The following is a 14,091-nucleotide window of genomic DNA, read 5'->3' on the forward strand; positions in this document are numbered from 1 at the left end:
GGGTTTTTTTATTACTTCTTCCCGGCAGCTTTTCGCCGCTTATCCAAATCCTTAATCAGCCTGTTCACCCCGTCATCGGCAAACATCGCCTCAAGCGTGGTGGACAGCTTGCGACGCCAGTTCTTGTACTGATAGCTGGTGCCCGGGATGTTCACCGGCTCCGCCATATCAATCCAGTCCTCCGGCTGCAGGCCCAGCAGGGCGCTATTGCTGTCGGCAATGTAACGCTGCAAACCACGGTTGAGGGTCGCGGTCATCGACATCAGTGACGCTTTATGTCCCGCACGTTTCGGCAGACAGCCCTGCTTGTGCAGCGCATCCAGCAGCCCCTGTTTGGAGAGTTCGCGATCCTGATACAGGCCGCGTAACACCTCTTCATCAGGATACAGGCCCAGCGTTTTGCCAAGGGTCAGATCGCCGCTTTCCCAATAGCCACGAAGCGTAGGAAGGTCATGCGTCGTCGCGACAGCCATTGACTGTTCAGGGTACGCTTGCGGCGCGCGGAAGGTTTTCTCATGGTCGTTTTCAAAATAGAGCACTTTATAGGAGTAGACGCCGCTGTCGCGGAGCTTGCTGACAATTTCCACCGGCACGGTACCGAGATCTTCACCGATCACCATGCACTGATGACGCTTGCTTTCCAGAGCCAGGATCGACAGCAGATCGTCAACCGGATACTGCACGTACGCCCCGTGATCCGCCGTTTCACCGTACGGGATCCACCACAGGCGCAGCACGGACATCACGTGGTCGATACGCAGCGCGCCGCAGTTCTGCATGTTCGCACGCAGCAGGTCGATGAACGGCTCGTAGGCGCGCGCCGCCATGACGTGCGGATCCATCGGCGGTAATCCCCAGTTCTGGCCCAGCGGGCCCAGGATATCCGGTGGTGCCCCCACGGAGGCCTTCAGGCAGTACAGCTCACGGTCGCACCAGGTTTCCGCGCCACCTTCCGCTACGCCCACGGCCAGGTCACGGTACAGGCCAATCGGCATTTTATAGCCCTGGCTCACCTGCCAGCAGGCGGCAAACTGGCTGTACGCCAGCCACTGCAGCCACAGGTAGAAGTCCACTTCATCGGCATATTTTTTACAGAACGCTTTCACTTCCGGCGTGTCGACGGATTGATACGCTTCAGGCCAGACCGGCCAGCCCCAGCGCATTTCGTCCTCTTTCACCTGATACGCGTGCAGCGCATCAAACGCCGCCTGCCAGTACAGGCTCTCGCCCTCCTGCGTCACGAACTGGCGGAACGCCGCCATCTGCTCGTCATCGCGCTGCGAAAAGCCTTTCCACGCCAGGCGCAGCGCGGCCATTTTCAACGCCGTGACGGTGGAGTAATCCACCCAGTCGGCTTCGCGCGCCTGCTTCAGCGCCTGCTGCGTGGTGCTGAGTTTCCACCAGGTCTGCGCCTCCTGGCTGTTTTTGAAGTCATCTAAGGCGTTAACGTCGATATAAATCACGTTCAGCCAGCGACGGGACGACGGGCTGTACGGGCTGGCGCTCTCCGGGTTGGCCGGATAGAGCGCGTGGATCGGATTGAGGCCGATAAACGCGCCGCCGCGCTCGCCCACGGATGCCAGCATGTTCTTCAGATCGCCAAAATCACCGATCCCCCAGTTGCTGTCGGAACGCAGCGTATAGAGCTGCACGCAGGCACCCCACAGCTTTTTGCCTTCAAGCAGCGCCTGCGGCTCGTAGCAGCGTTTTGGCGCGACGATCACCCGACAGTGGAAACGCCGATCGTCCTGGGTGAGCGTCAGGGTGTGATAGCCCTCCGGCAGCTTCGCCGGAAGGTTTAGCGTTTTGCCGCCGGTGGCGTGGCCTTTGTGCTGATGCCCCTCTTCGGTCGTGAGCAGCCAGCTAAACTCGCCACGTCCCTCCACCGCGAGCGGCATCTTTTTGCCTGCAGTGAATACCTTCACGTTCGGCACCGGCGCAGCCGACGCTTTCGCGTCGGTTTTGTGCATAGCGTCCAGCAAACGTCTTTTGGTGTCGGCGCCAATAGACTGTGGTTTGCCGTGAGCATTAATGTAACTGAGGCTAATTCCCGCCGCCTGCGCGGCACTGTCCAGACGTTTACTCTCCATCGCGCTTCCTTAGCGTTTTGCCTGCCAGATACGGGCCTGATAATCACGGATTGAGCGGTCAGAGCTGAACATACCGCAGCGCGCGGTGTTCAGGATGCACGCGCGGGTCCACGCTTCCTGGTCGCGATACAGCACGTCGACCTGTTTTTGCGCGTCGACATAGGCCGTGAAGTCCGCCATCACCAGATACGGGTCACCACCGTGTTTGTCCATGCTGTGCAGCATCTGGTCAAACGCGTGCTTGTCGCCGTCGCTGTATTTGCCGCTCTCCAGCTCCTTCAGCACCGCATCGAGCACTTTGTCTTTCTTACGCCACTTCACCGGGTCGTAGCCTTTGGCCTTGATGGCTTTCACCTCTTCCACGGTGTGGCCGAAGATAAAGATATTCTCTTCGCCCACCTTCTCGGCGATTTCGACGTTGGCCCCGTCGAGCGTGCCGACGGTCAGCGCGCCGTTCAGCGCCAGCTTCATGTTGCCGGTACCGGAGGCTTCTTTCCCTGCGGTTGAGATCTGCTCGGAGATATCTGCCGCCGGGATCAGCATTTCAGCCGCCGAGACGCAGTAATCCGGCAGGAACACCACCTTCAGCTTGTCGCCCACTTTCGGATCGCTGTTGATCGCCGCCGCCACTTTATTGATGGCGAGGATGATGTTTTTCGCCAGATAGTAGCCCGGGGCCGCTTTCGCACCGAACAGGAACACGCGCGGGACGCGATCGGCCTGCGGGTTCTCGCGGATCTCTTTGTACAGCGCCAGAATGTGCAGCAGGTTCAGGTGCTGGCGTTTGTACTCGTGCAGACGCTTGATCTGAATATCGAAAATCGCATTCGGGTTGATCTCAATCCCGGTACGCGCTTTCACAAACTCCGCCAGGCGAACCTTGTTCTCCAGCTTGATCGCCCGGTACTGCTCGCGGAATGTCGCGTCGTCAGCGTATTTTTCCAGGTTGATGAGCTGGTCCAGATCGTTGGCCCACTCTTTCTTCAGGGTCTTGTCCAGCAGGCCCGCCAGCAGCGGGTTGCACTGCTTGATCCAGCGACGCGGCGTGATGCCGTTGGTCACGTTGTGGAATTTGGTTGGCCACAGCTGGTGGTATTCCGGGAACAGATCTTTGACCACCAGATCCGAGTGCAGCGCCGCCACGCCGTTCACTGCAAAGCCGCTCACCACGCACATGTTCGCCATGCGTACCTGCTTATCGTGAACCACCGCCAGCTTCGCCCAGACCGCCTTGTTGCCCGGCCAGGTTTTATCCACGAGCTTTTTAAACTGGTCGTTAATCTTGTTGATGATCTGCATGTGGCGCGGCAGCAGCGTTTTCACCAGCTTCTCATCCCAGCACTCCAGCGCTTCTGGCATCAGGGTGTGGTTGGTGTAGGCAAAGGTACGGCTGGTAATGGCCCAGGCGTCGTCCCAGCTCAGCTGATGCTCGTCGATCAGCACGCGCAGCAGTTCCGGGATGGCAATGGTCGGGTGCGTGTCGTTGAGCTGAATCACTTCGAAGTCCGGCAACTGCGCCAGCTTGCGGCCCGCCAGGTGATGGCGACGCAGAATGTCCGCCACGGAGCAGGCGCACTGGAAGTACTGCTGCATCAGGCGCAGCTTTTTACCGGCCAGGTGGTTGTCGTTCGGATAGAGGACTTTGGTCAGCTTCTCGGCGTCGATGCCCTGCTGCTCGGCCCGCAGGAAATCGCCGTCGTTGAATTTAGTCAGGTTAAACGGGTGGGCGTGTTTCGCCTGCCACAGACGCAGCGGCTGCGCCACGCCGTTACGGTAGCCAAGCACCGGCAGATCCCAGGCTTCGCCGGTGATGGTGAACGCCGGTTCCCAGAGACCTTGTTTCGTCACTTTCCCGCCAATGCCAACCTGCACGTCAAGCTGCGCGTTATGGCGGAACCACGGATAGGTATTGCGATGCCAGTCGTCCGGCGCTTCCATCTGGTGGCCGTCAGCAAACGACTGACGGAACAGGCCGTACTGGTAGTTCAGACCGTAGCCAATCGCCGACTGGCCGACGGTCGCCATGGAGTCCAGGAAGCAGGCCGCCAGGCGTCCCAGGCCGCCGTTGCCCAGCGCCGGGTCAATCTCTTCTTCCAGCAGGTCGGTCAGGTTAATGTCGTGTTCTTTAAGGACGTCACCGACCTCCTGATACCAGCCGAGGTTCAACAGGTTGTTGCCCGTCAGACGGCCAATCAGGAATTCCATTGAAATGTAGTTTACATGGCGCTGGCCTTTTACCGGTTTTGCCAGGGGTTGAGCATCCAGCTGCTCTGCGAGCGCACCGCTCACTGCCTGCCACCACTGGTGAGGCGTCATCTCGTTTGCAGCATGAAGGCCAAAACGCTGCCACTGACGCGTCAGGGCAGCCTGGAATTGAGCGTTGTTGAAGGTAGGCTGTGACATAGGGGATCGGCATCCTTTAGAAAGAAAACACAAGTTGGCGCTAGTGTGCCTGGCTCATTTCCCCTCTTCCTCCTCCCGAGGGGGATTAGACAGGGAGGAGTAGCGGGGATGAGCAGAAAAGTGTGATCAAGGCCACTCTCAGAGCATAGTTCGAGTGTGCCCGGAAGATAAAAAAGTAACCGAGGAGAATGTCAAAGAAATGAAATGCGGTTTCGGGTGAAATTAAACCCCGCCGAAATAATTACTTACGTAGAATAATATTTCGGCAATCGGGAAATCGCTAAGGAGATTATTAATCTTCCTTAACTTTACCAGAAGTATATTAAATTCGACGTCACTATCCCTTTCTGAAACCAGTTTCAGCGCAGCCGCAGCACAGCCATACAAGCCAGCATTGACGGGGCATCAAAGACCTTTTCAGAAAGTTCCCTCCTCTGCCTGAATGTTTTGTGACAGAGTGCAAATTCACAGCCACCAAATCCAGACATAACTTGCAATAGTTAACTTATTGGCCGACCTTATAACCATTAATTACGAAGCGCAAAAAAAATAAAATCTCTCGTTCCCCACAGTGAAGTGAAACCTATGTTGATTCCGTCTAAATTAAGTCGCCCGGTTCGTCTTGACCACACAGTGGTCCGCGAGCGTCTGTTGGCTAAACTTTCCGGCGCGCATAATTTCCGACTGGCGCTGGTTACGAGCCCTGCAGGTTATGGAAAAACAACGCTCATTTCGCAATGGGCCGCAGGTAAGAGCGATCTTGGCTGGTACTCTCTTGATGAGGGCGATAACCAGCAGGAGCGCTTTGCCAGCTATCTGATTGCCGCGATACAGCAAGCCACCCATGGGCACTGCGTTGCCAGTGAGGTGATGGTGCAAAAGCGCCAGTACGCCAGCCTGTCCTCCCTTTTCTCTCAGCTGTTTATCGAACTGGCTGAATGGCATCGCCCGCTATACGTGGTGATTGATGATTACCATCTCATCACTAACCCGGTGATTCATGAATCAATGCGTTTCTTCCTGCGCCATCAGCCGGAAAACCTGACGTTAGTGGTGCTGTCACGCAACCTGCCGCAGTTGGGTATTGCCAACCTGCGCGTGCGCGATCAGCTTCTGGAAGTGGGTAGCCAGCAGCTGGCCTTTACCCACCAGGAAGCAAAACAGTTCTTTGACTGCCGCCTGACCTCACCCATTGAGGCCGCTGAAAGCAGCCGCCTGTGTGATGACGTCGCGGGCTGGGCCACGGCGCTGCAGCTCATCGCCCTCTCTGCCCGGCAAAACAACAGTCCAGCCCATCAGTCAGCGCGGCGTCTGGCCGGTATCAACGCCAGCCACCTCTCTGACTACCTGGTGGACGAGGTGCTGGACAGTGTCGATCCCTCGACGCGTCATTTCCTGCTGAAAAGCTCGCTGCTGCGCTCCATGAACGATGCCCTCATCGTGCGGGTGACGGGCTGTGAAAACGGTCAGCTGCAGCTCGAAGAAATTGAACGTCAGGGCCTTTTCCTGACGCGCATGGACGATCCCGGCGAGTGGTTTAGCTATCATCCGCTGTTTGGTAGCTTCCTGCGCCAGCGCTGTCAGTGGGAGCTGGCGGTTGAACTGCCGGAGATCCACCGCGCCGCTGCCGAAAGCTGGATGGCACAGGGCTTCCCGAGCGAGGCCATCCACCACGCGCTCGCTGCCGGGGATGCCAGCATGCTGCGCGATATCCTCCTCAATCATGCGTGGGGCCTGTTTAACCACAGCGAGCTGACGCTGCTGGAAGAGTCCCTCAAAGCCCTGCCGTGGGAAAGCCTGCTGGAGAATCCGCGTCTGGTGCTGCTGCAGGCCTGGCTGATGCAGAGCCAGCATCGCTACAGCGAAGTGAACACCCTGCTGGCGCGTGCCGAGCAGGAGATGGAAAGCGAGATGGATACCACCCTGCACGGCGAGTTCAACGCGCTGCGCGCTCAGGTGGCCATTAACGACGGCGATCCGGACGAAGCGGAACGGCTGGCGATGGTCGCGCTGGATGAACTGCCGCTGGCCAACTTCTACAGCCGCATCGTGGCGACCTCCGTGCACGGCGAAGTGCTGCACTGCAAGGGCGACCTCACGCGTTCGCTTTCACTGATGCAGCAAACCGAACAGATGGCGCGTCGTCATGATGTCTGGCACTACGCGCTATGGAGCCTGATCCAGCAGAGCGAGATTTTATTCGCGCAGGGGTTCCTGCAGGCTGCCTGGGAAAACCAGGAAAAAGCGTTCCAGCTGATTCGTGAACAGCACCTGGAACAGTTGCCGATGCACGAGTTCCTGTTGCGTATTCGCGCTCAGCTGCTGTGGGCATGGTCGCGTCTGGATGAAGCAGAAAGCTGCGCCCGCCAGGGTGTGGATGTTCTTTCCAGCTTCCAGCCTCAGCAGCAGCTGCAGTGTCTGGCGCTGCTGGTGCAGTGCTCGCTGGCGCGCGGCGATCTCGATAACGCCCGCAACCATCTTAACCGCCTGGAAAACCTGCTCGGCAACGGTCAGTATCATAGTGACTGGGTGTCAAACGCCGATAAGGTCCGGGTGATTTACTGGCAGATGACCGGCGATAAAAAATCCGCCGCCAACTGGCTGCGTCAGACGCCAAAACCGGAATTTGCCAATAATCACTTCCTGCAGAGCCAGTGGCGCAACATTGCCCGCGCGCAGATCCTGCTCGGTGAATTAGAGCCCGCTGAGATTGTGCTGGAAGAGCTGAACGAGAACGCGCGCAGCCTGCGCCTGATGAGCGATCTGAACCGCAACCTGCTGCTGCAGAACCAGCTCTACTGGCAGGCGGGTCGTAAAAACGATGCCCAGCGCGTGCTGCTGGAGGCGCTACAGCTGGCAAACCGCACCGGGTTTATCAGCCACTTTGTGATTGAGGGTGAAGTGATGGCCCAGCAGCTGCGTCAGCTTATTCAGCTCAACACGCTGCCGGAGCTGGATCAGCATCGCGCCCAGCGCATTCTGCGCGAGATTAACCAGCATCATCGCCACAAGTTCGCGCATTTTGATGAGAACTTCGTTGAACGTCTGCTGAACCACCCGGAAGTGCCGGAGCTTATCCGCACCAGCCCGCTCACCCAGCGCGAATGGCAGGTTCTGGGGCTGATCTATTCAGGCTACAGCAACGAGCAGATTGCCGGCGAGCTGGCGGTGGCGGCGACCACCATCAAAACGCATATCCGCAACCTGTACCAGAAGCTGGGCGTGGCGCATCGTCAGGATGCGGTACAGCATGCACAGCAGCTGTTGAAGATGATGGGATACGGAGTGTAATTCATTGCCCGGCGGCGCTACGCTTGCACGGGCCTACGGGTGTTGTAGGTCGGGTAAGCGCAGCGCCACCCGACACAACCGTTAGCACAATTCCAGCTGCAAATTATTATCTTTAATCACCTGCATGACGCCCGCCGGCGGCATCACGTCGGTATAGACCGCATCCACCATGCTGATGCTGCCCATGTTCACCATCGCGTTTCGGCCAAACTTCGAATGATCCACCACCAGCATCACGTGGCGTGAGTTTTCAATGATCGCGCGCTTGGTGCGTACCTCGTGGTAATCAAACTCCAGCAGCGAGCCGTCGCTGTCGATGCCGCTGATCCCCAGAATGCCGAAGTCGAGGCGGAACTGGGAGATAAAATCGAGGGTGGCTTCGCCGATAATTCCGCCGTCGCGGCTGCGCAGCTCCCCGCCCGCGAGGATGATGCGGAAATCGTCTTTCTGCATCAGGGTGTTAGCCACGTTCAGGTTGTTGGTGACCACGCGCAGGTTCTCATGATCCAGCAGCGCATGGGCGACCGCTTCCGGCGTGGTGCCGATATCAATAAACAGCGTCGCCCCGTTCGGGATCTGGCTGGCGACCTTGCGGGCAATACGCTCTTTCTCCGCCGTCTGCGTGGCTTTACGGTCGTGCCAGGAGGTGTTAACCGAGCTGGACGGCAGCGCCGCGCCACCGTGGTGGCGAAGAATACGGTTCTGATCGGCCAGGTCATTCAGGTCACGACGGATGGTTTGTGGGCTGACGGCAAACTGCTCCACCAGCTCTTCGGTGCTGACGTATCCCTGTTTTTTTACCAGTTCGATAATGGCGTCATGACGTTGTGTTTGTTTCATCAATTATCCCTGAGAATTATGTTCGTTTTCGCGCATGGAGCGTGTCGGCAAAGGCCATCGCCAGTCCCACGGCCAGCCCGGCGACGTGCGCGCCGTTGGCGATAGACATACCAAACAGATCAAACCATCCGGCAATTAGCCATATTAACGCAAAGGTTATTAATCCGCGTTGCAGATAGATGCCACTTTCCGGGTCGCGCTCCCCGCGAAGCCAGACGTAGCCCATCAGGGCATACACGACACCCGACAGCCCGCCGAACCACGGCCCGCTGAACTTGTGCTGCACGTAGCCGCTTAACAGGGCGCTGATGATGGTGATAACGATCAGCTTGCCGCTGCCCAGACGCTTTTCAACGGCACCGCCGAGATACCACCACCAGAGCAGGTTAAAGAGGATATGCATCACCGAGAAGTGCATCAGCGCGTGGCTAAAGTAGCGCCAGACGTCAAACTCAAGAGACGGGTCATAGGGCCACGCCAGGGCAATCATTACGCTCTGGTCGCCGACCACGTTCATGATAATGAAGACAATGATGCAGGCCGCCATCAGCAGCAGCGTAAACGGGCCCGCGCGCTCGCGAAGGGTGGCGAGGAAGGGAAAGCGGCTGTAGTGCAATCCGCTGCCGGTCTGGCCGGATTGCCAGCTGGCCGCGAGATAGCGCGGGTCGCCAGGGTTCTCAAGAAAACGCGCCAGCTCCTCGTTTACCCGCCCGGCCTGGCTCTCATCGGCCAGCCAGACGTCGGTCTGCGTATGTTGCTGAATAGTCAGAATAACGCCCTGCGTCGCCATATAGTCGACAAACGCCTGGGCGACGCGCGGGTTGGTAAAAGAGGTGATCATCAACATGGGCAGCGGTCGCTTATTTCCACACAAAAGGGGACAGTATAGCGGGATCAGCGCTCAAAAGCGTATTCCACTTCCGCCGGGAAATGACGATGCCAGGCATCGAAACCGCCATCGACGCTGTAAACCGCGTCGTAACCCTGCTGAAGCAGGTACTGCGCCGCGCCTTTGCTGCTGTTGCCGTGATAGCACATGACCATCACCGGCGTGTCGAAGTCGTTATCGCGCATAAACGCGCCCAGCGTGTCGTTGGTGAGATGGAACGCGCCCGGCGTATGGCCCATCGCAAAACTCTGCGGATCGCGGATGTCCACCAGCACCGCTTTTCCCTGGTGCATCTTCTGGTGGGCTTCTTCTACGTTAATACATTCAAACTGATCCATGGTGTTCTCTTTACAGTGGTCAACGACAAGATTTTACCCCGTAGTGTACGTCCTGGCGGCGGGTAAACGCCATTATGTTATCCATATCACTCTAAATTGTTTTTTTGATGTTACCAAAAGCGCGTTCCTTTGCTATTATGAGCGATATCGAACATTTCTGAGCTTTAACGAAAGTGCATGAGGGTGTTATGGAAACCAAAGATCTGATTGTGATAGGCGGTGGCATCAACGGTGCCGGTATTGCGGTCGATGCCGCAGGACGCGGTTTATCCGTACTGATGCTGGAAGCTAACGATCTCGCCTGCGCGACGTCGTCCGCCAGCTCCAAACTGATTCACGGTGGCCTGCGCTACCTGGAACACTACGAATTCCGCCTGGTCAGTGAAGCGCTGGCCGAACGTGAAGTGCTGCTGAAAATGGCCCCGCATCTGGCGATTCCGATGCGCTTCCGCCTGCCCCATCGCCCGCATCTGCGTCCGGCGTGGATGATCCGAATTGGTCTGTTTATGTACGATCATCTGGGTAAACGCACCAGCCTCCCGGGTTCGAAAGGTTTGCGTTTTGGCTCAGAATCGGTCCTTAAACCTGAAATCGTGCGCGGATTCGAATATTCCGACTGCTGGGTGGACGATGCCCGCCTGGTGCTGGCGAACGCGCAGATGGTTGAGAAGAAAGGCGGCGAGGTGAAAACCCGCACTCGCGCAACCTCTGCCCGCCGTGAAAACGGCCTGTGGATTGTCGAGGCGGAAGATATCGATACCGGCGAGAAATTCAGCTGGAAAGCGCGCGGCCTGGTGAACGCCACCGGCCCGTGGGTGAAACAGTTCTTTGACGAGGGCATGCATCTGCCTTCCCCGTACGGCATCCGCCTGATCAAAGGCAGCCACATTGTGGTGCCGCGCGTGCATACCCAGAAGCAGGCGTACATCCTGCAGAACGAAGACAAGCGCATCGTGTTTGTGATCCCGTGGATGGACGAATTCTCGATCATCGGTACCACCGACGTGGAGTACAAAGGCGATCCGAAGAACGTCGAGATCGACGAAAGCGAAGTGAACTACCTGCTCAAAGTGTATAACGCGCACTTTAAGAAACAGCTGTCGCGCGACGACGTGGTCTGGACTTACTCCGGCGTGCGTCCGCTGTGCGATGACGAATCTGATTCACCGCAGGCCATCACCCGCGACTATACGCTCGATATTCACGACGTTGACGGTCAGGCGCCGCTGCTGTCCGTGTTTGGCGGCAAGCTCACCACCTACCGCAAGCTGGCCGAGCACGCGCTGGAAAAACTGGCGCCGTACTACAAAGGCATTGGCCCGGCATGGACCAAGGGCGCGATACTGCCCGGCGGTGATATCGGCGATAACCGCGATGATTACGCCGCGAAGCTGCGCCGTCGCTTCCCGTTCATCACCGAAGGGATGGCGCGCCACTATGCCCGCACCTACGGCAGCAATACCGAGCTGTTCCTGGGCGATGCGAAGGACATTGCGGATCTGGGCGAGCATTTCGGCCACGAGCTGTACGAAGCCGAGCTGCGTTACCTGGTTGAGCACGAGTGGGTGCGTCGTCTGGATGATGCTATCTGGCGCCGTACCAAAGAAGGGATGTGGCTCAACGCCGAACAGCAGTCTCGCGTGGCGCAGTGGTTACTGCAACATGCGGGAAAGCGTGAGCTGTCGCTGGCGTCCTGATGTGAAAAAACGCCCGGTGGCGCTACGCTTACCGGGCCTACGGGATCAACCAGGCCGGGTAAGGCGAAGCCGCCACCCGGCTTTGTTTTTACAACCTCACCGGATCAATATGCCAGATCGTCTCGGCATACTCCTTGATGGTCCTGTCTGACGAGAAATAGCCCATATTGGCGATGTTGTACATCGCGGCGCTGGTCCACTTCTCCGGCTGGCGATACAGCTCGTCCACCTTGTCCTGACAGTCCACGTAGCTGCGGTAATCCGCCAGCACCTGGTAGTGATCGCCAAAGTTAATCAGCGAATCCACCAGATCGCGGTAGCGGCTCGGTTCATCAGGGCTAAACACGCCGGTCGCGATCTGCGTCAGCACCTGACGCAACTCTTCATCCTCTTCGTAATATTGACGCGGCGAGTAGCCTTTCCTGCGCAGCGCCTCCACCTCTTCCGTCGTATTACCGAAGATAAAGATATTGTCTTCGCCCACGTGCTCCAGCATCTCGACGTTCGCCCCGTCCAGCGTGCCGATGGTCAGCGCGCCGTTGAGGGCAAACTTCATGTTACTGGTGCCGGATGCCTCCGTCCCCGCCGTGGAAATCTGTTCAGAGAGATCCGCCGCCGGGATGATCAGCTGCGCCAGGCTGACGCTGTAGTTTGGAATAAACACCACCTTCAGCTTGTCGCCAATATCCGGATCCTGGTTAACCACCTTCGCCACGTCGTTGATGAGATGAATAATGTGCTTCGCCATGTAGTAGGCCGACGCCGCCTTACCGGCGAAGATCTTCACGCGCGGCACCCATTCGGCCGTCGGATCGGCCTTGATGCGGTTGTAATGGGTGATCACGTGCAGCACGTTCATCAGCTGACGCTTGTATTCATGGATGCGTTTGATCTGTACGTCGAACAGCGCTTTCGGGTTTGCCACCACGTTGAGGTGCATCGCCAGCCAGACCGCCAGACGTTTTTTGTTCAGCAGCTTGGCTTCGCGCACGGCTTTGTTCACCGTCGGGAAATCAATATGCTGTTCCAGTTCGCTCAACTGGCTCAAATCGGTACGCCAGGTGCGGCCAATATTCTCGTCCAGTACCTCAGAGAGCGGCTGGTTGGCCAGCGCCAGCCAGCGGCGCGGGGTGACGCCGTTGGTCACGTTGCAGAACCGCGTCGGGAAGATCTTCGCGAAGTCCGCAAACAGCGACTGCACCATCAGGTTCGAGTGGAGCTCGGACACGCCGTTGACCTTGTGGCTGATGACAACCGCCAGCCAGGCCATGCGCACGCGACGACCGTTCGACTCATCAATGATGGACGCGCGGCTCAGCAGGCCGGTATCGTTCGGATACTGCTCCTGCAGCGTCTTGAGGAAGTAGTCGTTAATCTCAAAGATAATCTGCAGATGGCGCGGCAGGATTTTGCCGAGCATGTCCACCGGCCACGTCTCCAGCGCTTCGCTCATCAGCGTGTGGTTGGTGTATGAGAACACCTGGCAGGTCACCTCAAAGGCGTCATCCCAGCTGAACTTATGCTCATCGATCAGCAGACGCATCAGCTCCGGAATAGAGAGCACCGGGTGGGTGTCATTAAGGTGGATCGCGGTTTTCTCCGCCAGGTTGGCGTAGGTTTTGTGCAGCTGATGGTGACGGCTGAGGATGTCCTGAATGGTCGCCGAAACAAGGAAGTACTCCTGACGCAGGCGCAGCTCGCGGCCTGAGTAGGTCGAGTCATCCGGGTACAGCACGCGGGACACGTTCTCGGAGTGGTTTTTATCCTCCACCGCCGCGAAGTAGTCACCCTGGTTAAATTTACCGAGGTTAATTTCGCTACTGGCCTGGGCACTCCACAGGCGCAGCGTGTTGGTGGCGTCGGTGTCGTAGCCGGGGATAATCTGGTCGTAGGCCACGGCCAGGATCTCTTCCGTTTCCACCCAGCGGGATTTTTTCCCTTCCTGCTGAATACGTCCGCCAAAGCGCACCTTGTAGCGCGTGTTGTGGCGCTTGAACTCCCACGGGTTGCCGTACTCCAGCCAGTAGTCCGGGGACTCTTTCTGACGCCCGTCGACGATGTTCTGCTTGAACATGCCGTAATCGTAGCGAATACCGTAGCCGCGGCCCGGCAGCGCCAGCGTCGCCAGCGAATCAAGGAAGCAGGCGGCGAGACGTCCCAGACCGCCGTTACCGAGGCCCGGGTCGTTCTCTTCGTCGATCAGTTCTTCTAAATCTAACCCCATCTCTTCCAGTGCGGTTTTGACATCGTCATAAATACCGAGCGACAACAGCGCATTGGACAGCGTGCGGCCAATCAAAAATTCCATCGACAGGTAGTAAACCTGACGCGTCTCCTGCGAGAGCTGGGCGCGGTTTGAGCGCAGCCAGCGTTCAACTAAGCGGTCACGCACGGCAAACAGGGTGGCGTTCAGCCACTCGTGCTTGTTGGCAATAACCGGATCTTTCCCGATGGTGAACATCAGCTTGTAGGCGATGGAGTGCTTTAACGCCTCAACGCTGAGCGTGGGTGAAGAGTAGCTAAATGGAGCGTTCATATCAGTA

The 14,091-nt window shown here is 57.8% G+C and carries 8 protein-coding genes; 2 read left to right on the top strand and 6 right to left on the bottom strand.

The features are described from left to right. Positions 1-11: 11 nt before the first annotated feature. Together malQ and malP are read right to left on the bottom strand one after the other, a co-directional pair. The gene (gene malQ / locus ABFV38_RS20605) at positions 12-2,090 is read right to left on the bottom strand and encodes a 4-alpha-glucanotransferase (RefSeq protein WP_348957952.1); all 2,079 of its coding nucleotides are present in this window, start codon (positions 2,088-2,090) and stop codon (positions 12-14) included. A gap of 9 nt (positions 2,091-2,099) precedes the next feature. Continuing rightward, positions 2,100-4,493, bottom strand: coding sequence for a maltodextrin phosphorylase (gene malP / locus ABFV38_RS20610; RefSeq protein ID WP_348957954.1), 2,394 nt, complete (start codon positions 4,491-4,493; stop codon positions 2,100-2,102). 585 nt (positions 4,494-5,078) lie between these two features. Between malP and malT the strand changes: the two genes are divergently transcribed. Continuing rightward, positions 5,079-7,784, top strand: a complete 2,706-nt coding sequence (gene malT / locus ABFV38_RS20615; protein WP_235402494.1) for an HTH-type transcriptional regulator MalT — start codon at positions 5,079-5,081, stop codon at positions 7,782-7,784. An 81-nt stretch (positions 7,785-7,865) separates the two neighbouring features. Here malT and ABFV38_RS20620 read toward each other — a convergent pair whose 3' ends face one another. Genes ABFV38_RS20620 through glpE form a run of 3 tightly spaced genes read right to left on the bottom strand, consistent with a single transcriptional unit; the run spans position 7,866 to position 9,851 of the window. After that, entirely contained in the window at positions 7,866-8,624 is a 759-nt protein-coding gene (locus ABFV38_RS20620; protein ID WP_008503060.1) for a DeoR/GlpR family transcriptional regulator, read from the bottom strand. A gap of 16 nt (positions 8,625-8,640) precedes the next feature. Continuing rightward, on the bottom strand, positions 8,641-9,471 hold the full coding sequence (gene glpG, locus ABFV38_RS20625; RefSeq protein ID WP_348957956.1) for a rhomboid family intramembrane serine protease GlpG: 831 nt from the start codon (positions 9,469-9,471) through the stop codon (positions 8,641-8,643). 47 nt (positions 9,472-9,518) lie between these two features. Continuing rightward, on the bottom strand, positions 9,519-9,851 hold the full coding sequence (glpE, locus tag ABFV38_RS20630; protein ID WP_008503062.1) for a thiosulfate sulfurtransferase GlpE: 333 nt from the start codon (positions 9,849-9,851) through the stop codon (positions 9,519-9,521). 188 nt (positions 9,852-10,039) lie between these two features. Here glpE and glpD point away from each other — a divergent pair, with 188 nt between their 5' ends. Continuing rightward, a complete protein-coding gene (gene glpD / locus ABFV38_RS20635) occupies positions 10,040-11,548 on the top strand; it encodes a glycerol-3-phosphate dehydrogenase (RefSeq protein WP_348957958.1) in 1,509 nt (502 codons plus the stop codon). A gap of 88 nt (positions 11,549-11,636) precedes the next feature. Here the strand turns inward: glpD and glgP are convergent, their stop codons facing one another. Further along, positions 11,637-14,084 carry a glycogen phosphorylase gene (glgP, locus tag ABFV38_RS20640; protein ID WP_025910282.1) on the bottom strand — a complete coding sequence of 816 codons (2,448 nt, stop codon included), beginning with the start codon at positions 14,082-14,084 and terminating at the stop codon, positions 11,637-11,639. Positions 14,085-14,091: the final 7 nt, after the last annotated feature.

The sequence above is a fragment of the Enterobacter cloacae complex sp. Mu1197 genome (genome assembly GCF_040059225.1).
Classification (GTDB): domain Bacteria; phylum Pseudomonadota; class Gammaproteobacteria; order Enterobacterales; family Enterobacteriaceae; genus Enterobacter; species Enterobacter quasiroggenkampii.